The organism is Corallococcus sp. AS-1-12 (genome assembly GCF_020036995.1).
In the GTDB taxonomy this organism is placed as follows: domain Bacteria; phylum Myxococcota; class Myxococcia; order Myxococcales; family Myxococcaceae; genus Corallococcus.
The window spans coordinates 49,042-69,914 of the sequence record NZ_JAIQDD010000012.1 but is presented as its reverse complement, the minus strand read 5'-3'; the positions used below and the strand labels follow the sequence as shown (position 1 = coordinate 69,914).

The 20,873-nt window shown below is 70.6% G+C and carries 19 protein-coding genes; 5 read left to right on the top strand and 14 right to left on the bottom strand.

Annotated features, from left to right (window positions below; genetic code table 11):
• Positions 1–43: 43 nt before the first annotated feature.
• Positions 44–3,652: a chromosome segregation protein SMC gene (gene smc / locus K8556_RS20470; protein ID WP_223741760.1), complete on the top strand. Its 3,609-nt coding sequence runs from the start codon at positions 44–46 to the stop codon at positions 3,650–3,652.
• A 94-nt stretch (positions 3,653–3,746) separates the two neighbouring features.
• Here smc and K8556_RS20465 read toward each other — a convergent pair whose 3' ends face one another.
• From K8556_RS20465 to groES, 6 genes are all read right to left on the bottom strand, one after another.
• Entirely contained in the window at positions 3,747–4,955 is a 1,209-nt protein-coding gene (locus K8556_RS20465; protein WP_223741759.1) for a hypothetical protein, read from the bottom strand.
• Between the two features lie 44 nt (positions 4,956–4,999).
• Positions 5,000–6,382, bottom strand: coding sequence for a sigma 54-interacting transcriptional regulator (locus tag K8556_RS20460; protein ID WP_223741758.1), 1,383 nt, complete (start codon positions 6,380–6,382; stop codon positions 5,000–5,002).
• 201 nt (positions 6,383–6,583) lie between these two features.
• Complete coding sequence (locus K8556_RS20455) at positions 6,584–7,009, bottom strand: hypothetical protein (RefSeq protein WP_223741757.1); 426 nt, start codon at positions 7,007–7,009, stop codon at positions 6,584–6,586.
• Between the two features lie 98 nt (positions 7,010–7,107).
• Complete coding sequence (gene grxC / locus K8556_RS20450) at positions 7,108–7,365, bottom strand: glutaredoxin 3 (RefSeq protein WP_223741756.1); 258 nt, start codon at positions 7,363–7,365, stop codon at positions 7,108–7,110.
• Positions 7,366–7,532: 167 nt separating this feature from the next.
• Complete coding sequence (groL, locus tag K8556_RS20445; RefSeq protein WP_120591818.1) at positions 7,533–9,185, bottom strand: chaperonin GroEL; 1,653 nt, start codon at positions 9,183–9,185, stop codon at positions 7,533–7,535.
• A 47-nt stretch (positions 9,186–9,232) separates the two neighbouring features.
• A complete protein-coding gene (groES, locus tag K8556_RS20440) occupies positions 9,233–9,523 on the bottom strand; it encodes a co-chaperone GroES (RefSeq protein WP_014395362.1) in 291 nt (96 codons plus the stop codon).
• Between the two features lie 440 nt (positions 9,524–9,963).
• On the opposite strand from groES, the gene K8556_RS20435 reads away from it, so the two are divergent.
• Genes K8556_RS20435 through K8556_RS20425 form a run of 3 tightly spaced genes read left to right on the top strand, consistent with a single transcriptional unit; the run spans position 9,964 to position 11,740 of the window.
• Entirely contained in the window at positions 9,964–10,563 is a 600-nt protein-coding gene (locus K8556_RS20435; protein ID WP_223741755.1) for a hypothetical protein, read from the top strand.
• A complete protein-coding gene (locus tag K8556_RS20430; RefSeq protein ID WP_223741754.1) occupies positions 10,553–11,224 on the top strand; it encodes a hypothetical protein in 672 nt (223 codons plus the stop codon). Before K8556_RS20435 ends, K8556_RS20430 begins: the two co-directional genes overlap by 11 nt.
• 39 nt (positions 11,225–11,263) lie before the next feature.
• Positions 11,264–11,740, top strand: coding sequence for an NUDIX hydrolase (locus K8556_RS20425; RefSeq protein WP_223741753.1), 477 nt, complete (start codon positions 11,264–11,266; stop codon positions 11,738–11,740).
• Positions 11,741–11,747: 7 nt separating this feature from the next.
• Here the strand turns inward: K8556_RS20425 and rpoZ are convergent, their stop codons facing one another.
• On the bottom strand, positions 11,748–11,987 hold the full coding sequence (rpoZ, locus tag K8556_RS20420; protein ID WP_014395366.1) for a DNA-directed RNA polymerase subunit omega: 240 nt from the start codon (positions 11,985–11,987) through the stop codon (positions 11,748–11,750).
• A gap of 362 nt (positions 11,988–12,349) precedes the next feature.
• Here rpoZ and K8556_RS20415 point away from each other — a divergent pair, with 362 nt between their 5' ends.
• Positions 12,350–13,225, top strand: a complete 876-nt coding sequence (locus K8556_RS20415) for an SDR family oxidoreductase (protein ID WP_223741752.1) — start codon at positions 12,350–12,352, stop codon at positions 13,223–13,225.
• Positions 13,226–13,231: 6 nt separating this feature from the next.
• On the opposite strand, the gene K8556_RS20410 is transcribed toward K8556_RS20415, so the two are convergent.
• From K8556_RS20410 to K8556_RS20380, 7 genes are all read right to left on the bottom strand, one after another.
• Positions 13,232–13,588: a DoxX family protein gene (locus K8556_RS20410; RefSeq protein WP_223741751.1), complete on the bottom strand. Its 357-nt coding sequence runs from the start codon at positions 13,586–13,588 to the stop codon at positions 13,232–13,234.
• 57 nt (positions 13,589–13,645) lie between these two features.
• Positions 13,646–15,283 (bottom strand): phosphoglucomutase (alpha-D-glucose-1,6-bisphosphate-dependent), encoded by a 1,638-nt coding sequence (pgm, locus tag K8556_RS20405; protein ID WP_223741750.1) that lies wholly within the window; start codon positions 15,281–15,283, stop codon positions 13,646–13,648.
• Positions 15,284–15,425: 142 nt separating this feature from the next.
• Entirely contained in the window at positions 15,426–16,715 is a 1,290-nt protein-coding gene (locus K8556_RS20400; protein ID WP_223741749.1) for an MFS transporter, read from the bottom strand.
• A gap of 112 nt (positions 16,716–16,827) precedes the next feature.
• The gene (locus K8556_RS20395) at positions 16,828–17,793 is read right to left on the bottom strand and encodes a hypothetical protein (RefSeq protein WP_223741748.1); all 966 of its coding nucleotides are present in this window, start codon (positions 17,791–17,793) and stop codon (positions 16,828–16,830) included.
• Positions 17,794–17,804: 11 nt separating this feature from the next.
• Complete coding sequence (locus tag K8556_RS20390) at positions 17,805–19,355, bottom strand: caspase domain-containing protein (RefSeq protein ID WP_370639951.1); 1,551 nt, start codon at positions 19,353–19,355, stop codon at positions 17,805–17,807.
• Positions 19,356–19,531: 176 nt separating this feature from the next.
• A complete protein-coding gene (locus tag K8556_RS20385) occupies positions 19,532–20,320 on the bottom strand; it encodes a zf-HC2 domain-containing protein (protein ID WP_223741746.1) in 789 nt (262 codons plus the stop codon).
• Positions 20,317–20,859: a sigma-70 family RNA polymerase sigma factor gene (locus K8556_RS20380; RefSeq protein WP_223741745.1), complete on the bottom strand. Its 543-nt coding sequence runs from the start codon at positions 20,857–20,859 to the stop codon at positions 20,317–20,319. Before K8556_RS20380 ends, K8556_RS20385 begins: the two co-directional genes overlap by 4 nt.
• Positions 20,860–20,873 lie beyond the last annotated feature (14 nt).

Genomic DNA, 20,873 nt, shown 5'->3' with positions numbered 1-20,873 from the left:
TTTTCACCCCGTCATGACGACGGCCGCAGGGAGAACCGCTGGCATGCGAATCAAGCGCCTGGACATCACCGGCTTCAAGTCGTTCATGGAGCGGAGCGTCTTCTCCTTCGACGAGGGCGTCACGGGCGTCGTCGGCCCCAACGGGTGTGGCAAATCCAACGTCGTGGACGCCATCCGCTGGGTGATGGGCGAGCAGAGCGCGAAGAACCTGCGCGGCCGCGGCATGGAAGACGTCATCTTCAACGGCTCGGAGAACAAGCCGCCCCTGTCCATGGCGGAGGTGTCGCTCACCTTCCTCGTGGACGACACGGACACGCTGGCGCCCCAGTACCAGGGCTTCAGCGAGATTACGGTGACGCGCCGGCTGTTCCGCAACGGCGACTCCGAGTACCTCATCAACAAGACCGTCTGCCGCCTGCTGGACATCACCGAGCTGTTCCTCGGCACGGGCGTGGGCACCAAGGCCTACTCCATCATCGAGCAGGGCCGCGTGGGCCTCATCGTCTCCAGCAAGCCGGAGGACCGCCGGCACCTGCTGGAGGAGGCCGCGGGCGTCACCAAGTACAAGGCCCGCCGCAAGGCCGCCGAGCGCAAGATGGAGGCCACCGAGGCCAACCTCCTGCGCGTCAACGACATCACCAACGAGCTGGAGAAGCGGCTCGACACGCTGTCGCGCCAGGCGAAGAAGGCGGAGAAGTACCGCAAGCTCAAGGCGCGCATGCGGGAGATTGATTTGCACTCCGCCAGCCACCGCTCGCTGGAGCTGATGGCGGAGAAGCGCGTGCTCCAGTCGCGCCTGGAGAACCTGGGCGGCGAGGAGCGCGAGGGCCTGGACAAGGTGAAGGAGCTGGAGGAGGCCATCACCCGGCGCCGCGCGGAGCTGGACGCGGAAGGGGCGGCGCTCCAGCAGTACGCCGGAGAGGTGCACGCGCTGGAGAGCGCCCTGCAGCGCGAGGCGCAGGAGCTGGCGTACGGCCGGCGCGACTTCGAGGAGACCGGCACGCGCGTGGAGTCCGCGCAGGCGGAGCTGGACGCGCTGCTCGCGCGGCAGGCGGAGGTCGTGCAGACCATGACGGCCCGCGAGGCGGAGCTGTCGGGCATCGCCGGCTCGTACAAGGAAGACGAAGTGGCCATGCAGGTGGCCCTGGAGGAGCAGCGGCGCGTCTCCGTGCTCCAGACGGAAATCTCCCTGCGCCTGGAGCAGGAGCGGGCGGGGCTGGTCGCCGTGGCCACGCGCCTGGCGAACCACGAGAGCAACCTGGTCAACCTCGCGCGCCAGCGCGCGGACCTGGAGGCCCGCCGCGCGAAGCTGGCCGGTGAGCTGGAGTCCCTGCGCGCCCAGGAGCAGGAGCTGGACGCCGTGCGCACCCAGGCGGCCCGGCACGTGGAGGACACCCGCCACCTGGCCTCCGAGCTGGCCGAGCGCCGCGGCCAGGAGGAGGAGGCCCTCACCCGCACGCGCGAGGCCTTCACGGAGAACGAGGTCCAGGTCATCGCGCTGCGCGAGGAGCTGAGCGACAAGCGCAGCCGCCTGTCCTCCCTGGAGGACATCCAGAAGAACTACGACGGCTTCGACCGGGGCGTGCGCGCCGTCATGGTGCGCGCGGCGGAGGCGGCCCGCGAGCAGGGCATCTTCGGCCTGGTGGCGGACGTCCTCACGGTGAACTCCGCCCGCTACGAGCGCGCGGTGGAGGCCGCCCTGGGCGAGCGGCTCCAGCACGTCATCGTGGACAGCCGCGAGAAGGGCGTGGAGCTGGTGGAGTACCTCAAGGGCCACGCCGAAGGGCGCGGCACCTTCCTGCCGGTGCCCTCCGGCGAGCAGGCCCGGGCCTACGTGGAGCCGGACCTCACCCGCCCGGGCGTGCTGGCGCACGCGCTCAAGGAAGTGTCCTGCGAGCCCGCGCTGGAGCCGGTGCTCAAGCTGCTGTTGGGCGACGTGGTCATCGTCCAGGACATGGCCGCCGCGCGCGAGTACGCGGAAGCCACCCCCGTGCCCGTCACGCTCGTCACGCTGGACGGTGAGGTGTTCCGCGCGGACGGCTCCATCACCGGCGGCGAGCGCGAGGGCGCGGCCGTGGGCGCGCTCCAGAAGAAGCGTGAGATCGCGGAGCTGGCGGCCGAAGTGGCCCGGGTGGAGGAGCGCTACAACGAAATCCTGACCCGCCACTACACGCTCCAGAAGCAGATGGGGCAGGCGGAGGCCGTCCTCAAGGGCCTGGGCAAGGAGCAGCACGCGGAGGAGGTCAACCTGGCCAGCCAGGAGAAGGACCTCCACAAGGCGAGCGAGGACCTGGCCCGCGTGCGCGAGCGGCTGCGCTCGCTGGAGGGCGAGGAGGGCCAGCTCGCGCGGAGCCACACCGCGCTCGCCAACGAGGAGGAGTCCAGCCGCGGCGAGGTGGCCCACGGCCAGGCGGACCGCGAGGCGCGCGAGGAGCGCGTGCGCCAGTACGCGGGCGAGCTGGAGGGGCTGCGCCAGCGCGCGGACACGGCGTCCTCGGACCTGATGGGCCTGCGCGTGAAGGTGGCCGCCGGCAGCGAGCGCGGCGAGTCCGCGCGCAAGGAGCTGGAGAGCCTGGTGGCGCAGCGCCGGGACATGGAGGCGCGCGTCAGCCGCCTGCAGGCCACGGTGACGGAGGGCCGCGCCAAGGTGGAGCAGCTCCAGGGCCGGCTCGCGGAGCTGGAGTCCACCCGGGAGCAGCGGGCGGAGGAGCACCGCGTGGCCGCGGAGGCCCTGGAGGCCCGCCGCACCGCGCACACCACCGCCACCGCCGAGGTGCGCGAGCAGGACACCGCCTTCCGCGAGCTGCGCGGCCGGCTGGACGAACTCATGCAGGGCCTGTCCCAAATCACCCTGCGCGAGAAGGAGATCGGCCTGGAGCTGGAGCACCTGGCCGCCGGCATCCGCGAGCGCTACCAGTTGGAGCTGGCCGCGGAGCTGCACAACTACCACCTGCTGGCGCCGCTCTCTCCGGAAGTGGAGAGCGAGCTCAAGGACCTGCGCGCGCAGGTGGAGAAGATGGGGGAGATCAACCTCACCGCCATCGACGAGCACGCGGAGCTGTCCAAGCGCTTCGAGTTCCTCTCCGCCCAGCGCCAGGACCTCCAGGCGTCCATCAGCCAGCTCAAGGAAGCCATCGTCCGCATCGACGCGACGAGCCGCGAGCGCTTCAAGCAGACCTTCGACGTGGTGAACGACAAGTTCCAGGCCATCTTCCCGCGCCTGTTCGGCGGCGGCCGGGCCAGCCTCATCCTCACGCAGGAGGGCCCCAACGGTGAGCCGGGCGTGGAGATCGTCGCCCAGCCGCCGGGCAAGAAGCTCCAGAGCGTCAACCTGCTCTCCGGTGGCGAGAAGGCCCTCACCGCCGTGGCGCTCATCTTCGGCATCTTCCTCATCAAGCCCACCCCCTTCTGCCTCCTGGACGAGGTCGACGCCCCGCTGGATGAGGGCAACGTGGGCCGCTACAACGACATGGTGAAGGAGATGAGCCGCCAGTCGCAGTTCATCCTCATCACCCACAACAAGCGCACCATGGAGATCGCCGACACGCTCTACGGCGTCACCATGGAGGAGCCCGGCATCTCCAAGCTCGTCAGCGTGAAGATGCGCGAGGCCTCCGCGCACAACGACGACAAGGTCCCCGCCGCGTCGTAGCCGCGGGGCAGGGCCGCGCGCTGGAAAGAAGACGGGCGCCCCGGGATGTTCCCCGGAGCGCCCGTCGTCATTTCAGCGGCTCGGCGTCGAAGGACTACTTCTTCTTCGCCGGCGCGTAGCTCTTCTTCGGGCAGGCGCCCTGGTCCGCGGCCAGACGCTGCTGGGCGGCGGCGAGGTCCTTCTGGGTGTTGGCCAGGGCCTCCTGGCTGGCGGTCTCCACCGGGGCCCAATCCTCCTTCTGGGCCTTGAGCTCCTGCACCAGCGTCAGGGTCGTCTGGTCCACCGTCTCCTGCGCCTTGAGCGCGTCCACCCACCTGGTGGCCGAGTCCACCAGCGCCTGGCACTTGGAGGACAGCTCGTCGAAGAGCCGGTAGTCCTTCGTCTTGGTGTACTTCTGCACGACGGCGTCATACGTGTCCGCCGCGTTGGTGCGCGCGCCGAAGGCGATGGCGGACGCGGCGGCCGACTGGGTGCGCGCCAGCTCCAACTGGAAGAAGCGCAGCTCCGGCGGCATGCTCGCGGAGGCCTCCACCGGGGCCTGCGAGTTGAAGAACACGAAGCGGAACGGGAACTTCAGCTCGCCCGTCGTCGTCGCCGGCATGGCGGCCACCTTCGCCTGGAGGCAGGACGCCAACTGGTCGCCCTCCGTGCTGCCGGAGGGCTTGAAGACGACCTCCGTCGGGTTGGGCTGGCCCTTCACGATGTGGATGTCGGACGTCAGCACCGGCGGCGTGGACGTCTTGAAGCCGGCGAAGCAGTCACACCAGCTCTTCTCCGCCAGGCGCACCGCGCCGGAGAAGTCCGAGCCCTCGTTGATGCCCATGGTGACGGAGGGGTTGTTGGCGGTGGCGTGGTCGTACTCGTACGAGGCCTCCACCGGCTTCGCGTCCGCCGCCAGCGGCGCGGGCTTCACGTGCGTGTCCAGCACCTGCTGGACGCAGCCGATGCCGGCCGGGGTGAGGTTGTCGCTAGTGACGGCGTGCGTGACGCCCTGGGCGTTGACGGTGGACTTCACCGTCACCTTGGTGCTGGCCGCCGCGCCGCGGTTGGCCGGATCCACCAGGCACTCCAGCACGTCCGGGCGGACGCTCAGGAGCGCGCCCACGAGGACACCCTCGTTGGCGGGGGAGGGCAGGGTCTGCTCGTGGGGGAAGCAGGTCGCCAGGTCGAACGGGGGCTGGTTGGTGATGCGCAGCCGCTCTTCCTTGGTCATCTGCTTCTGACCTTCGGTGGCTTCGGTCTTCTGCTGGCCCGCACAGGCGGCGGTGAGGATGACGGAGGCGACGGCGAGACGCTTCAGCATGGTGAGGCTTTCTCCCGGTTGGGGTGGGGACTGCGGTCGGGCGCTCACTTCTCCAGGCCCTCGGCGTTCTTGAGGTCCTTGAGGCGGAGCCCGTTCTTCTTCAACAGGCGGTAGAGGCTCTGCATGGACAGGCCGGTGCGCTGCTCCGCGGCCTTCATGTCGAAGGACACCTCGCGCATCACCTCCGCGAAGTACAGCCGCTCGAAGTCCGCGAGCACCCGGTCCTTCGCTTCGTGGTACGGCATGCCGGTGACGATGGCGGCCACGTTGGTGGCGGGCTCCGTGCCCTCCGTGCGCTTGGGCGCGTGCGCCAGGAAGTCCAGCCAACTGGTGTTGCCCGTCTCCTGCATCAGCGCGCCGCGCTCCAGCACGTTGCGCAACTCGCGCACGTTGCCCGGCCAGTCGTAGCCCTCGAAGAGGGCCAGCGTCTGCGGCGTCAGTTCCAGCGCGGCCTTCATGCCGCGCGACAGGGCCTGCGCCAGCGTGGGGATGTCGTCGCGGCGGGTGCGCAGGGGCGGCAGCCTCACGCGCGCCACCGCGAGCCGGAAGTAGAGGTCCGCGCGGAAGCGGCCCTGGCGCACGTCCTCCTCCAGGTTGCGGTGCGTGGAGGCGATGACGCGCACGTCCACCGCCACCGGCTGCCCGTCCAGCGACGGCACCTCGCGCGTCTCCAGCACGCGCAGGAGCTTGCCCTGCACGGACAGGGGCAATTCGCCCACCTCGTCCAGGAAGAGGGTGCCGCCGCGCGCCGCCTCGAAGATGCCGCGCGCGCCCTTGTCCTCGTTCTCCCCGGCGCGCAGGCCCCCGAACAGCTCGCGCTCCGCCTTCTCCTCGGAGATGAGGTTGCAGTCCACGACCTTGAAGGCGCCGTGGCGGCGCAGCGAGTGCTGGTGCACCGCGCGCGCGGCCAGCTCCTTGCCCGTGCCCGTCTCACCCTCGACGAGCAGGTTCATGTCCTCGCGCGCGATGCGGCGCAGCTCCGTGAAGACCCAGCGCATCTTCTCCGAGCTGCCCACGAGCTGCCCGAAGGACTCCGCGCCCGCGACCTCCACCTCCGTCGCGCGGGCGGCCACCTTCACCGCGAGCTTCGTCTTGCCCAGCTCCACCTTGTCGCCGCTGGAGACGAAGGCCTGGAGGACGCGGCGCCCGTCGAGGAACGTCCCGTTGCGGCTGCCGGTGTCGCGCAGCAACAGCCCCTGCGGCAGCCGCTCCACCTCCAGGTGACGGCGGCTCACCGTCGGGTCGCTCAGCACCAGGTCGCCCGCGGCGTCGGAGCCCACGCGCACCAGCGAGTCCTGGGTGGTGACCTTCTTGCCCTTGTCCGGACCGCTCACCACCTCGACCGTCCACTCCTGAAGGGGGACGCGCGTGGCCTGGCCTTCGCGCTCCGCGTGGACGGTTTCGGTGACATCCGGTCTGTCAATCATGGTCACGAACCCCTGGTCGCAACGGGGCGTGGGGGGCAAAAACACCCCTCGTCGCCCTGAATCCCGCCTCTTTAGGGGGGACTGCACACACGGGGCAAGCGGAACAAGTAGACGCGGAAACGTCCGTTGAAGATGAAGACAGAAGGGGCCCGTCCGCCCCTACCGGGGACGTCGGGCCTGCCATCCGGATTTCCCCTCGCCTCAGTACTTCGCGGGTGCGTCGCTCGCGGGGAACGACTCCTTGGACTGCTCGTCCACCTCGTCGTCGCCGGGGCTTCCGCCGGAGCGCACGCTCGCGTTGGTGGGGCCCTTCACCTCGCGCGTCGGCACCTCCGCGTTCGTCCTGCGCTTCGTGCTCTTGGACTCCGCGCCTGACGCGGCCGCACGGCCCGTGCCGGCCTGCGCGTTCATCATGCGCGCGCCCAGCAGGTTCTTGGCGCGCTCGGCCAGGTTACGCTGCTCGTCCTGCCAGTCGCGGAAGAGCTGCGCCAGCTCCTGATCTCCCGCGGCCTGCGCGTCGCGCAGGTACTGCGCGCTCACCGACGCGCCCTTGAGCAGGTGGTAGAGCGTGCTGATGAGGTCGTGGTGCTCATCCCGGGTCCCCGTGACTTCCTGTCCGCCCGCCATGGTGTTCCTCCCGTGAAAGGGGTGAATGCCTTGGCGAAGAAGGTAGGCACGCGGGGACGCGGGTGGCGTCCGGGCACGGGGCCCGGCCGCCCGGCTGCTCAAGCGTGGAGCATGCCGTCCAGCTTGCCCTCGCGGTCGAGCGCGGCCATGTCGGAGTAGCCGCCCACGTGCGTGTCGCCGATGAAGATCTGCGGCACGGTGCGCTGACCGTTGCTCATCTCCACCAGCTTCGCGCGGGCGTCGTCGTCCCCGGTGACGTCCACCTCTTCGTAGGCCACGCCCTTGCGCTTGAGCAGGTCCTTCGCGCGCACGCAAAAGCCACAGTAGGTCGTCGTGTAGATCTTCACGGGCTTCATGGAATTCCTCCTGGCTCTCTTGATGCCAAACCTAAGGGGCCGTTGCACGGGAGGCCATCGCCTTCGCGCGTGCCTGGCCCCTTGAAACACGACGGCCCCCGGAGCCCAGGTGGGCGCCGGAGGCCGTCAGGTCCATCCCCGGGACTGCTGGGGGACGGGTGGGGCGACTACATGCCCATGCCGCCCATACCGCCCATGCCGCCCATGCCGCCCATGCCACCGCCCGCGGCGCCCTTGTCGTCGTCCGCCTTCGGGCGCTCGGCGACCATGGCCTCCGTGGTGAGCATCAGCGAGGCGACCGACGCGGCGTTCTGCAGCGCGGTGCGGCTCACCTTGGCCGGGTCGATGACGCCCGCGGCCAGCAGGTCCTCGTAGGTGCCCGTGGCGGCGTTGAAGCCGAAGGCGCCCGTGCCCTCCTTGACCTTGTTCACCACCACGCTGCCCTCCAGGCCGCCGTTGCCGACGATCTGACGCAGCGGCTCCTCGACGGAGCGACGGATGATGTCCACGCCGGACTTCTCACCGTCGGCGACCTTCAGGGTCTCCAGGGCCTTGAGGCAGCGGATGTAGGCCACGCCGCCGCCGGGGACGACGCCCTCTTCCACGGCCGCTCGGGTCGCGTTGAGCGCGTCCTCCACGCGGGCCTTCTTCTCCTTCATCTCCGTCTCGGTCGCGGCGCCCACGTTGATGACGGCCACGCCGCCCACGAGCTTCGCGAGGCGCTCCTGGAGCTTCTCACGGTCGTAGTCGCTGGAGGTCTCCTCCACCTGGGCGCGGATCTGCTTCACGCGCGCCTCGATCTCCGACTGGCTGCCCGCGCCGTCGACGACCGTGGTGTTGTCCTTGTCGATGGTGACGCGCTTGGCGCGGCCCAGGTCCTGGAGCGTCAGCGTGTCCAGCTTGATGCCCAGGTCCTCGGCGATCATCCGGCCGCCGGTGAGGACCGCGATGTCCTCCAGCATGGCCTTGCGGCGGTCGCCGAAGCCCGGCGCCTTCACCGCCGCCACGTTCAGCACGCCGCGGATCTTGTTCACCACCAGGGTGGCCAGGGCCTCGCCCTCGACCTCCTCGGCGATGATCAGCAGGGGCTTACCAGCGCGCGCCACCTGCTCCAGGATGGGGAGCAGGTCCTTCATCGACGAGATCTTCTTCTCGTGGATGAGGATGAGGGCGTCGTTCAGCACGACCTCCATGCGCTCCGGATCCGTCACGAAGTACGGGGACAGGTAGCCGCGGTCGAACTGCATGCCCTCGACGACGTCCAGGGTGGTGTCCAGGCCCTTGGCCTCTTCCACCGTGATGACGCCCTCCTTGCCGACCTTCTCCATCGCGTCCGCGATGATCTGGCCGATGGTGGTGTCACCGTTCGCGGAGATGGTGCCGACCTGGGCGATCTCCTTGTTGCCCTTGGTCGGCTTCGCCAGCGTCTTCAGCTCGGCGGTGATGGCGGCGACGGCCTTGTCGATGCCGCGCTTGATGTCCATCGGGTTGTGGCCCGCGGCGACCAGCTTCGCGCCCTCGCGGAAGATGGCCTGCGCCAGCACGGTGGCCGTGGTGGTGCCGTCACCCGCGACGTCGGAGGTCTTGGAGGCGACCTCCTTGACCATCTGGGCGCCCATGTTCTCGAACTTGTTCTCCAGCTCGATTTCCTTCGCCACCGTCACGCCGTCCTTCGTGATGGTGGGGGAGCCGAAGCTCTTCTCGATGACGACGTTGCGGCCCTTGGGCCCCAGGGTCACCTTGACCGCGTCGGCCAGGATGTTCACGCCGCGCAGGATGGCGTCACGCGCGCGCACTTCGAAAATGATGTCCTTCGCCATGGTCTGAATCCTCTAGAAGTTGTGGGTGGGAAGAGAGACGGCGGGCTTCACTTCTCGATGATGCCCAGCACGTCCTCTTCGCGGAGGATCAGGTGATCCTCGCCGTCCAGCTTGATCTCCGTGCCCGCGTACTTGCTGAAGAGGATGGTGTCGCCGGCCTTGATGTCCATGGCGCGCACCTTGCCGTCCTCCAGCACCTTGCCGTTGCCGACGGCGATCACCTTGCCCTCGAGCGGCTTCTCCTTCGCCGTGTCGGGGATGAAGAGGCCGCCCTTGGTCTTGTTCTCCTCGGCGACGCGCTTGATGATGAGCCGATCCTGCAGGGGACGAATCTTCATGGCTTGCTCCTGTGAATCGCGGCGGCCGGAGGCGGACGGAAGGTCCGGACCGGGATGCCGCAGGGGTTGTTGAAAAAGGGCCTGTGGGCCCCGGCGTTGGCACTCGCACCCGCTGAGTGCTAACGCCCAGGCGCGGCGGATAATAACCAGGGACTTCACCCCGTCAAGCGACGTCGGGCCATCTGTCCGGATGCCGCTAAACTCCCGTCCTGATTGGGCTTTTCCGAAAAAGATTCCCGCGGGTCGCACCTGCCCGCAAGGCCGTGCCGGGTGTCCGGACGTTGGCACTCGCCGCGGCTGAGTGCCAGCGTAAGTGCTTGATAAGACTCAAGTGCCTTTTGCCGGCGCCTTGAGACGTGACTACGCTTGCCTGAGCGTGTCCTGGAGGGTCCGGGCGCTGGCCCGGGGGCCTTCCAGGCTTCATCCGGGAGGTGTGGTCGATGAGCGGACTGGTGACGTCCTCTTCCTCGCTGAAGGAGTTCTTCCGGGAGCTCCTCTTGGAGGTCGCGGCCCGGCAGCGGGTGGCGCTGGGCGAGTCCACCGAGTTCTACCTGGTGAACCTGCTGGCGGAGTTCGCGGCCACGGACAAGCTGTTCAGCCGTGACGCGGAGGGCCGGCGGGACCACGAGCCGCTGGCGGAGCTGTACCACCGCTCGCTGCAGCAGGAGCGCGAGGAGCGCATCCGCACGCTGCGGCGGCTGGGCGACGTGTCGCTCTACAAGGTCGGCTTCTTCTCCGGCGCGCTGCAGCAGGGGATGGTGGGCCCGGACTACTACATCCAGATGGGCGGCGCGGCGTACGGGCAGGTGGCGGAGCTGGTGCCCCCGGGCGGCTTCACCGGCGTGTACCGCGAGCTGTGCGACAAGTTCCGCTCGCTCGCGGAGCTGCTGGAGGAGATCAGCGCGCGCGGCCTGGTGAGCGCGGGGCCCGCGGGCGCGCTGCGCGTCTACGAGTCCTGGGTGCGCACGGGCAACGACAAGCTGGAGCGCGTGCTGGTGGACGCGGGCTGGGTCCCGCGCAAGGGGCCGCTTGCCAACTGACGCCGGGGACTTCCCGCTCGTGGGGCGCCTCCAGGCCCACCTGGAGGCCATCTACGGCTTCCAGTGCGAGGCCCGCGCGGAGGCCTTCGTGGTGGTGGACGCGCAGGTCGCCGCGCTCCTGGGCGGCACCGGGCGCGCGCCGGAGGAGCTGCTCGTCCTGGAGGCCCGGGGCGACCTGGAGGTGGCGCTCTACCTGGACCCCGCCTTGCGCGAGCGCATGGCGCGCTACGCGGCCAGCCCGCTGGCCTCCGTGCTGGAGGGCGACCTGGACGGCTACTGCCAGGTGACGGAGGGCGTCAGCCACTTCCTCTACGTCGCGCACACGGCGCACTACGAGCGCACGGTGTCGCTGCTGGAGCTGGAGGCCCAGGCGGAGGTGGACAAGTTCGTCGTGTGCCTCCTGCACCGCTGGGGCGAGGGCGTGGCCGGGTGGGCGCGGGAGCTGTTGGGCCGCCTCTTCGACCGCGTGACCTACCAGCCCCTGCTGTCCGTGGAGGAGCGCTGGCGCTACGAGGAGGCGAACCGGCTGTCCCGGCGCTTCTGCGCGCGGCTCATGGGGCACGTCCTGAGCCGGCGGTTGGATCGGCTCCTCGGCGACCTGCGTTATGCCTACCGGCTGGGGGCGGAGGCCAAGCTGCGCCACTTCGCGCACGGCGGTTGAGGGTCCCGGCCGCCGCCTGCATCGGGTAGGGTGGAGCCCATGCCGCGCGAGGCGTCCTCAGGAGGCATTGTCATCCGCTTCCAGGACGGGACCTGGGAGGTGGCCGTCATCCGTCCCCACGGGCGTCACCTGTGGGCGCTGCCCAAGGGCCACGTGGATCCGGGCGAGACGCCGGAGCAGACCGCGCGGCGTGAGGTGAAGGAGGAGACGGGGCTGTCCGCGGTGGCGCTGCTCGCGCCCCTGGGGGAGATCCGCTACGTCTACCAGTTCCGGGGGCAGCGCATCTTCAAGCGCGTCCACTTCTTCCTCTTCCGCTACGAGGCGGGGGAGTTGGGGCCGCTGCCGGGGCCGCGCGTGGAGGTGGACGAGGTGCGCTGGATGCCGCTCGAGGGGCTGATTCCGGCGCTGGGCTACAAGGGTGAGAAGGCCGTCGCCGGCCGGGCGCTGCGGTGGATGCGCGCCCAGGGCCTGGCGCCCGGGACTCCTCCCCCCATGGAGGGGAAGGAGCCGGGGTGACGCGAAGCTACTTCTTGGCTTCCTCGCCCACGTACTTGCCGGACAGCGCCTCGCGCACGTCGCGGTCGAACTTCACGCGCTGGGTGGCGACCTCGCGCAGGGCGAGCACGGGCGGCTTGTTCTTCGAGGTCTCGATGATGGGCCGGGCGCCGGCCATGAGCTGGCGCGCGCGCTTGGCGCCCAGGAGCACCAGCGCGAACCGGTTGTCCACGTAGGGAAGGCAGTCTTCAACGGTAACGCGGGCCATGGAACATCCTTCTTGGCTCTGGACTCAGAGCCGGTGGAAGCCTCTCAACCTAAAGAGCGGGTTCGGATCAGTCAAGGAAGGATGGCGGGCCCAAAGGTCCGCCGGGCGCCCGGCAGCCGGCCCTCCCACACGCGAGGTGTTGGCTGACGTACGCTCCATTCTCAACCTCCGGAATTTGAGAGCGCAGGCCTCAACGGATCAGGAGGGGTGCGTTCTTCCGGAGTAGGGAATGGGACGCCAGGGTGGGTCTGAATCACCCCGCCATCCGCCGGTTTCCGGAGGGGGCGGGTTCGCGGGAGGAGGTTCCTCATGAGCGCAGGAGCGTCGTCTGGCGCCGGGCGGGTCCGGCGGTTGGCGGAGGGGTGGCCGTGGTGAGTGGGCCGGTGCTCGTCACGGGGCCCACGGGCAACGTGGGGCGCGCGGTGGTGCGCGCGCTCCTGTCCGAGGGGGTGGCGGTGCGCGCGGCGGTGAAGTCGCCGGAGCACACGGTGTCGCTGCTCAAGGAGATGGACGGGGACGTGATGCCGGCGCCGCTGGACTTCCTGCGGCCGGAGACGTTCCTCCCCGCGCTGGAGGGCGTGCGGGGCGTGTTCCTGATGCGCCCGCCGGCCCTCGCCCACGCGGAAGGGGCGCTCCACGCGTTCATCGACGCGGCCGCCACGCAGGGCGTGAAGCAGGTGGTGTTCCTGTCCATGGCGGGCGCGGAGACGCGCGCGTGGGCACCGCACCACGCGGTGGAGGAGCACCTGATGCGCGCCAACGTGGGGTGGACGCTGCTGCGCCCGGCGTTCTTCGCGCAGAACCTGGGGGACGCGTACCGCGAGGACATCCGCCAGGACGGCCGGCTCTACATGCCCGCGGGCCACGGCAAGGTGGCCTTCGTGGACGTGCGCGACGTGGGCGAGGTGGCGGCGCGGGCGCTCCTGGACACGTCGCTGCGCAACCGCGCCTTCACGCTCACCGGGCTGGAGGCGGTGACGTTCGACGAGGTGGCGTCCGTGCTGTCGGAGGTGCTGGGCCGGCCCATCCGCTACGTGCCCGCGTCGGTGCCCGGCTACGTGCGCCACCTGCACCAGCGCCGGCTGTCCTGGGGCCAGTTGGGCATGCAGACGCTGCTGCACGTGGGGCTTCGCTTCGGGAAGGCGGAGAAGGTGGACCCCACGCTCACCCACCTGCTGGGCCGGCCCACGCGCACGGTGCGCCAGTACATCGAGGACCACGCGCCGCTCTGGCGCTGAGCAGGCTCAGGCGTACCAGAGCGCCCAGGCGATGAGCACGGCCTGGAGCGGCAGCCGCGCCCAGAGCAGGGCCGGGGGAATCTTCCGGAACTGCTCCGGGTGCCGGGCCATGTGGAGGTTCGCGGGGAACACCGCCACGAACAGCGCGACCAGGCCCCACGCCGCGAGCCGCGTGGTGGCGGGCACCAGCAGGAAGATGCCCAGCAGCACCTCCGCCACGCCGCTGATGAGCACCAGCTCCCGGGGCCGGGGCAGGTACGGCGGCATGATGCGCATGTACATGCGGGGCTTGAGGAAGTGGTTCACCCCCGCGGCGACCATGAACAGCGCGAGCACGTACTGCAGGATGGTTTTCACGTCCATGGGGGGTGGGGCTCCTCGCGCGGCATCGAACCCCGCGCGAGGCGCCTGCGTCCACGCCTACTTTCCGGCGAACGCGTCTCCGACGATGGCGCGCGCCTCCTGGACGATGGCGTCCAGGTGCGCCTGGTCGCGGAAGCTCTCCGCGTAGATTTTGTACACGTCCTCCGTGCCGGACGGGCGCGCGGCGAACCAGCCGTTCTCCGTCGTCACCTTGAGGCCGCCCAGGTCCGCGTTGTTGCCCGGCGCGCGCGTGAGGCGCTGGAGGATGGGCTCGCCCGCGAGCGACGTGGCCTTCACCGCCTCCGGCGACAGCTTCTTCAGCGCGGCCTTCTGCGCGGACGTGGCCGGCTGGTCGATGCGCGTGTACAGCGGCGCGCCGAACCTCCTGGCCAGCTCCTGGTAGTGCTCGCCGGGGTCCTTGCCGGTGCGCGCGAGGACTTCCGCCGCGAGCAGGTCCAGGATGATGCCGTCCTTGTCCGTGGTCCACACGGTGCCGTCCTTGCGCAGGAAGGACGCGCCCGCGCTCTCCTCGCCGCCGAAGCCCAGCGAGCCGTCCAGCAGTCCGTCCACGAACCACTTGAAGCCCACCGGCACCTCCACCACGCGGCGGCCCAGGTCCTTGCCCACGCGGTCGATGAGGCTGCTGCTCACCAGCGTCTTGCCCACCGCCGCGTCCGCCCTCCAGCCCGGGCGGTTGCGGAAGAGGTAGTGGATGGCGACCGCGAGGTAGTGGTTCGGGTTCATCAACCCCATGCTGCGGGTGACGATGCCGTGGCGGTCGGCGTCCGTGTCGTTGCCGAACGCGAGCGCGTACTGGTCCTTGAGCTTCACCAGGTTCGCCATCGCGTACGGCGACGAGCAGTCCATGCGGATCTTCCCGTCATGGTCCGCGGGCATGAAGCCGAAGGTGGGGTCCACGGTGGGGTTCACCACCGTGAGGTCCAGGCCGTACCTGGCGGCGAGCGGCGCCCAGTAGTGCAGGTTGGAGCCGCCCAGCGGATCCGCGCCCAGCTTCAGCTTCGCGCCCCGGATGACGTCCAGGTCCACCACGTTCGCCAGGTCCGCCACGTACGGGGTGATGAAGTCGTACGCCTTCACCGTGGCGCTCGCGCGCGCCTTCTCGTAGGGGACGCGCTGCACGCCCTTGTTGCCCGCGGCCATCAGCTCGTTGGCGCGCTTCTCCACCAGGGACGTGACGTTCGTGTCGGCGGGGCCGCCGTTGGGCGGGTTGTACTTGATGCCGCCGTCCTCCGGCGGGTTGTGGGACGGGGTGATGACGATGCCGTCCGCGAGCCCGCTCGTGCGGCCCCGGTTGTACGTGAGGATGGCGTGGGAGATGACCGGCGTGGGCGTGGCGCCGTCCGTGTAGCGGACCTCCACGCCGTGGGCGGCCAGCACCTCCAGCGTGGTGCGCTGGGCGGGCTCGGAGAGCGCGTGCGTGTCCATGCCCAGGAACAGCGGGCCGTCGTAGCCCTGCTGCTTGCGGTACTCGCACAGGGCCTGCGCCACCGCGAGGATGTGCGCCTCGTTGAAGCTCCGGCGCGCGGCGCTCCCCCGGTGACCGGAGGTGCCGAAGGCCACGCGCTGCTCGGCCACGGACGCGTCGGGCGTGTCGTCGTAGTACTGCGCGCGCAGCGTGTCGGGGTTGATCAGCAGGTCGCGCGAGAGGGGCTTGCCAGCGGAAGGGTGTGCCATGACGGGGCAACCCTAGCCGCGCGCGCCTTCGGAGGGGAGGCGAAGTCGCGGCCCTGTCGCGCGCCTCACCCGTCCTGACGCGCTCCGTCCAGTAGCGGGCGGGGCGCGGGCTGTGGGGACGGGGACGCGTGTCCGGAAGCCGTCAGCGCGCCACGGCGACGGAGGACTCTGCGGGCGGGAGGGCCTCCGGCGCGGGGGGCTCGTCCTCCTGCGGCTGGGCGGCGTCCTCTGGCAGGAACGTCAGCAGCACCAGCGCGGGGATGGCCGCCGCGGCGGTGAAGGCGAAGAAGGTGGGCCAGCCCATCCACGTGGCCAGGTAGCCGGACACGGAGCCGATGAGCCGGTTGGCGATGGTGCCCAGCGCGGACAGGAGCGCGTACTGCGTGGCGCTGAAGCTCTTGTGGCACAGCGACATCACGAAGGCCGCGAACGCGGTGACGCCCAGGCCCGTGCACACGTTGTCCACGGCGATGGTGCTCGCGAGCATCAGGTCGTTCTTGCCCACCATCGCCAGGGCCATGAAGGCCAGGTTGGTGAGCCCCTGCGCGGCGCCGAAGATGAACAGCGCGCGGCGCATGCTGAGCTTCACCATCAGCACGCCGCCCAGGAGGCCTCCGCCGATGGTGGCCACCATGCCCAGCGTCTTGCTGAGCGTGCCAATCTCCGTGTTGGAGAACCCCAGCTCGATGTAGAAGGGCGTCACCATGCTGGCGGCGATGGCGTCCCCCAGCTTGTAGAGCACCAGGAACGCCAGCACCCCCAGCGCGTACTTGCGGCGGAAGTAGTCCACGAAGGGCCGCACCACCGCGTCCCCCAGGTTGCGCGGAGGCCGCACGCTCTGGGGCTCCGGGGCCACCAGCGTGGCCACCACGCCCACGCCCATGAGCAGGCCCATCACGTAGTACGTCCGCGACCAGCCCAGGTGGTCCGACAGGATGAACGCGAGCCCGCCCGCCACGAGCATGCCCAGCCGGTAGCCGGTGACGTACAGCGAGTTGCCCAGCCCGCGCTCCTCCATGGGGAGGATGTCCGTGCGCCACGCGTCCGCGACGATGTCCTGGCTGGCGGACAGGAACGTCACCACCACCGCCATGCACGCCATGGCCAGCGGGGCGTCCTTCGGGTTCACCAGGCCCATGGCGGAGATGGCGCCCATGAGCAGCACCTGCGTGAGCAGCATCCAGCCGCGCCGCCGGCCCAGGAAGGGCAGGGTGTAGCGGTCCATCAGCGGCGCCCACAGCACCTTGAAGGTGTAGGGCAGCGCCACCAGGCTGAAGATGCCAATCGTCTTGAGATTGACCCCCTCGTTCTTCATCCACGCGGACAGCGTGACGCCGGTCAGCCACAGGGGGAGGCCGGACGCGAAGCCGACGGCCATCAGGAGCCAGACGCGCCGGCTCTTCAAGACGGTGAGAAGCGAGGAGTTGGGCATGGGGGCGCGGGGAAACAGCCGCCAGCATAGAGAATCCACCCCGCGCGTCACCTTCCACGGCCTGGAGAATGTCCGCCCGGCTGCTGTCCGGCCCTGAGCCCGGGCGGCCTCTTCAGGGTTGAGGGGCCAGCGCGGACACGTCCGGGCAGGTGCGGCGGTCGCCCTCGGTGGGGGTGATGAAGTCCCAGTTGCGCTGCATGAAGGTGATGCGCGTCCGGGTGTCCCAGCACTCCGTGTACTGCGCGCCCTTCGCGTCCCCGTCCAGGATGTTGAGCACCAGCACGCCCCGGCCGTCCGGCGTCCAGCGCGCCACGATGTCCAGCGTCTCCAGCAGCCCGCCGGGAATCAGGTCCTCCCCCGGCAGCCGGAAGGACATCTCCCCCAACCCCTCCGGCGTCCGGCGCGACGCGTAGCGCGCCAGCGGCAGCGCGCCCCCCAGGCTGGAGACGAGCAGCTCCACGCTCGAGGGCAGCACCTTCGTCTGGTAGCGGATGTCCAGCCGCTCCACCAGGTTCGCGTCCTGCGGCTCGAACCCGCGCGCGCGGGCCTCCTTGAGGTCCATGGCGAGCGAGCCCTCTCCCTTGCGGATGCCGCCATCCGCCTTGAAGGTGCCGGGCACGTAGGTCCACCACGCGGCCTCGCCGCCGCCCGTGGGCCGGACCTGGAGGAGGTAGCCGAAGTCGCTGCCCTGGCGCTCCATCACGAAGCGCAGCTCGTGGCCCGGGTGGCCGTCCGCGGGGAATGGCCCCCAGACGCGCCGGTCCGGCTCCCGCGTGGTGGGGGGGACGTGGCGGAACACCTCCAGCAGGGCGAGCAGGCCGTCCACGTCGGTGTTGAACTGCGTGCCCGCCGCGTAGGCCTGGAGGGCGAGCTCCGACGGCCCGCCCAGCACCTGCGCCCGGCTCAAGGCCTGGCCCCGCGTGCGCACGCCCTGGCTGGAGCGGGCGCTGTCCGGCAGCTTCGCGGCCAGGTCCTCGCGCTGGGGCAGGGCGTTCTGGAACTCCAGGTCGTCGTTGGAGAAGTCGCCGCCGCACGCGACCGCGAGGAGGCAGCAGAGGGTCAGGGCAGGGGTTCGCATCACGTGCTCCCTCATGGCTCGTACGTGAGGAGCGCGGCCAGCTCCCAGAACCCCAGGGAGCGCTGCGCGTCGACGGTGTATTGGAGGTACTGCAGGCGGCTGCGCGCGGTGAGGTTCAACCGGCGCGTGAGCCGGAAGCGCGCGCCCGTCGCCAGGCCCGGTGACACCATGGCGAAGCGTTGATCCGGGAACGCCGCGTCATCGAACTTGCGGCCCATGACGAGGTACGCGACGCGCACGCCCACGAAGGGGGAGAAGCGCCCCACGGGCCACTCGGCGGTGAGGCTGGTGCCCACGTTCACCACCGAGTAGCGGTACGCCGGGCCCGCCAGCGTGGGCAGGGACAGCACGCCCTCCGTGCCGCCCACCGCCGCGTCGAAGCCCCAGACCCAGTCGCGGCGGAAGTAGTCGTGCAGCTCGGCCTCCGCGCCGAAGAGGGGCACGGAGAGGAAGAGGGACTGGCGCGTCTGGGGGTCGAAGAAGGACTGGAAGCCGCCGGTGAGGCCGAACGTCCACCACGCGCCCCTGTCCAGCATCGCCCCCTTCACGGGGTCGTCGGAGAAGGGCGCGTCCTTGAAGCGCGGCTCCTGCAGGATGGTCGTGCGTCCACGCGCGACCTCGACCTCGCCGATGCGCAGCCGGTCGCTGAGCCGGCGCTTCACGCGGTAGGTGCCGGGGGCCAGGGCCACGCGGCGCTCCGCGTCCGAGGCCTTGTCCAGCTCCGCCACCACCAGGCCGCCCGGATCCACGAAGTAGTAGGAGCCCGCGGGGGCGTTGCCGGGGACCACCAGGCCTTCGGCGCTCGCGCGCAGGTCGGTGAGCACCAGGTCGCCGTTGCCCGCCAGGTCGTAGCTGAACGTCGGATGCTGCGGGCCCGCGCTGCTGTCGGCCGTGTCCGCGACGGTGCGGGCGTAGGCGTGCGAATACGCCTCGAAGAGCGTCACGCGTCCGTCGCCGCTGCGGTCCGCGTCTCCCAGCAGGCCGCTGGCCAGGTGATGGGAGAAGTAGCTGCCGCCCAGCGCATCCGACTCCTGCGAGTCCTCGTCCGCGGCGCTGGAGGTGAGGATGACGACGCCCCGGGCATCGCGGGCCGCGCCGGACTCCACGTCGAAGGCCGGGGCCTTGCGCGCGCCCTTGGTGCGGGTGAGCGCACCGGAGCGGCAGGAGTCGAGGATGGCGATGCGGATATCCACGGGCGCGTCCGCCAGCCGGCGCTTGAGCGCGTCGAAGGCGAGCCGTGAGGCCCCCATCCGCAGCGCGCCGTCCTTCGCGTGGCCGGAGTAGTAGACGAACAGCGCGGTGCGCTCGCCGCGAGCCTGCGCCTCGCGGGCCCGTTGCTCCAGCTCCGACAGCGCGACGAGGAAGTCCTTGGCATCGTCGTCCAGGAGGAGCTTCGCGTCGGCCGGGGACACACCGCCCAGCCGCGTGAGCAGGTCGTGCATCTTGCGCGCATCGTCGCGCGCGTAGCTCAAGGGACGCGTGTCCGCGCCGCCCGTGTCATTGCCCGCGATGAGCGCGAAGCGGTGCAGGGTGTCCGCGTGCGCGGCGGTGGAGAGCAGCATCAGCGCGGGAATCGCCGCGCCCCACGAACGTCCGCGCCCCGCCGCGCGGGCAGGCCCTGCGCTCGCTGAAGAGGTGCTCCACGGCGCACGCCACGCGTCCTGTCCGAGGATGCGCGTGAACGTGGCCCGTGCCCAGGCCGCCACGGGAGCAAGCACCTGTCTCACGGGGCCGTCGCTCATGGCTTCAGCAGGATCCACTGCGTCTGCGCCCCCGCCACGTCCAGCGGGGCCATGCGCGTGACGTCCCGGCCCGCCGCGTCGAAGGCCTTCCGGGCCGCGTCGCTCAGCGCTTCCATGGACAGGGGCGCGTCCGTCAGCACCAGCACCACGCGCTCCGCCCCCGCGCCGGTGAACTCCACGCTCTCCGGCAGCCAGTGCTGCCCCGCGCCCGGCTCCACCGCGAGGCTGTCCCCGGACTCCGGATACAGCGGCGTCACCTCGCCCCGCGCGTCCACCGACAGCGCCGCCACGTAGCTGTACGCGTCCGCCGTGTAGCCCAGGCGCACGCGCTCACCGGGTCGCAGCGCCTCCGGTGCCTCCGTGCTCGCCACCCGCTGCGGCTCCACGCCTCCACCGATTCGCAGCTCCGCGCCCGCGCCGCCCTTGATGCGATTGCCCGCGACGGGCGGTGGGACCGGCTCCGTCCTCCCTCCGGTCTCCAGCAGCGGACGCGCCAGCACCAGCACCAGCACGGAGGCCGCCACCGCCATCAGCGGCCGGACCCACTGCGTGCGCGTCGCGGGCTCTCTCGATGCCTGCCTCGCGCGGGCCCGCTCCACGCCGGCCTCGAAGCCCTCGAAGGGCACCTCCGCCTCGAACGCGGCCTGCGCGTCCGCGAAGGACCTCAGCGCCGCGCCGCACGCCTCGCACGTCTCCGCGTGCTCGCGGACGCGGTTCGCTTCCGGGGGGGGCAGCTCACCGGCGTGCAGGCGGCGCAATGTCCAGCTCGACTCGTGCGCGCTCATCGGACGCTCAGCTCCTCTCCACCCAGCTTGGCGAACTGCTCCAGCCGCTTGCGCACCGTGGGCACCGAACGTCCCAGCACCGCGGCCACCTCTTCCAGGGTCATCCCATCCACGTGGTAGTGGATCGCCGCCGCCTGCGTCTCCGCGTCCACCCGGGCCAGCAGCTTTCGCACCAGGTCGCGCGTCTCCATCGCCTCCGAGCCGCCATGGCCCTCCGAGCGGGCCGCCTCGTCCCGCGCGAACCACCTCCGCCACGCCGCCCCTTCCGCGCGCAGTTGGTTGAGGCAGTGGTGCGTGGCGATCTTCATCAGCCACGTCAGCGGAGACGCCTCCGCCCGGAACGACTCCCCGTGCACGAGCGCGCGGGCGAAGACGTCATGCATCGCGTCCTCCGCCCGGCTCGCGTCCTTCAGCAGGTAGCGGCAGCGCTCACGCACGCTGCCGCCGTACTTCACATACAGCTCGCGCAGGACGGCCCGCCGGTCCTCGGTGGGACGGGGAGGCACCACCTTCAGGGCCAGCGGGGTCGGTCCGGTCACGCGCGGCGCAAGCC

Excerpts from the sequence above, each read along its gene's own strand:
- smc (WP_223741760.1), top strand. The coding sequence starts at position 44 with ATGCGAATCAAGCGCCTGGACATCACCGGCTTCAAGTCGTTCATGGAG.
- K8556_RS20465 (WP_223741759.1), bottom strand. The coding sequence starts at position 4,955 with ATGCTGAAGCGTCTCGCCGTCGCCTCCGTCATCCTCACCGCCGCCTGT.
- K8556_RS20460 (WP_223741758.1), bottom strand. The coding sequence starts at position 6,382 with ATGATTGACAGACCGGATGTCACCGAAACCGTCCACGCGGAGCGCGAA.
- K8556_RS20455 (WP_223741757.1), bottom strand. The coding sequence starts at position 7,009 with ATGGCGGGCGGACAGGAAGTCACGGGGACCCGGGATGAGCACCACGAC.
- grxC (WP_223741756.1), bottom strand. The coding sequence starts at position 7,365 with ATGAAGCCCGTGAAGATCTACACGACGACCTACTGTGGCTTTTGCGTG.
- groL (WP_120591818.1), bottom strand. The coding sequence starts at position 9,185 with ATGGCGAAGGACATCATTTTCGAAGTGCGCGCGCGTGACGCCATCCTG.
- groES (WP_014395362.1), bottom strand. The coding sequence starts at position 9,523 with ATGAAGATTCGTCCCCTGCAGGATCGGCTCATCATCAAGCGCGTCGCC.
- K8556_RS20435 (WP_223741755.1), top strand. The coding sequence starts at position 9,964 with ATGAGCGGACTGGTGACGTCCTCTTCCTCGCTGAAGGAGTTCTTCCGG.
- K8556_RS20425 (WP_223741753.1), top strand. The coding sequence starts at position 11,264 with ATGCCGCGCGAGGCGTCCTCAGGAGGCATTGTCATCCGCTTCCAGGAC.
- rpoZ (WP_014395366.1), bottom strand. The coding sequence starts at position 11,987 with ATGGCCCGCGTTACCGTTGAAGACTGCCTTCCCTACGTGGACAACCGG.
- K8556_RS20410 (WP_223741751.1), bottom strand. The coding sequence starts at position 13,588 with ATGGACGTGAAAACCATCCTGCAGTACGTGCTCGCGCTGTTCATGGTC.
- pgm (WP_223741750.1), bottom strand. The coding sequence starts at position 15,283 with ATGGCACACCCTTCCGCTGGCAAGCCCCTCTCGCGCGACCTGCTGATC.
- K8556_RS20400 (WP_223741749.1), bottom strand. The coding sequence starts at position 16,715 with ATGCCCAACTCCTCGCTTCTCACCGTCTTGAAGAGCCGGCGCGTCTGG.
- K8556_RS20395 (WP_223741748.1), bottom strand. The coding sequence starts at position 17,793 with ATGCGAACCCCTGCCCTGACCCTCTGCTGCCTCCTCGCGGTCGCGTGC.
- K8556_RS20390 (WP_370639951.1), bottom strand. The coding sequence starts at position 19,355 with ATGCTGCTCTCCACCGCCGCGCACGCGGACACCCTGCACCGCTTCGCG.
- K8556_RS20385 (WP_223741746.1), bottom strand. The coding sequence starts at position 20,320 with ATGAGCGCGCACGAGTCGAGCTGGACATTGCGCCGCCTGCACGCCGGT.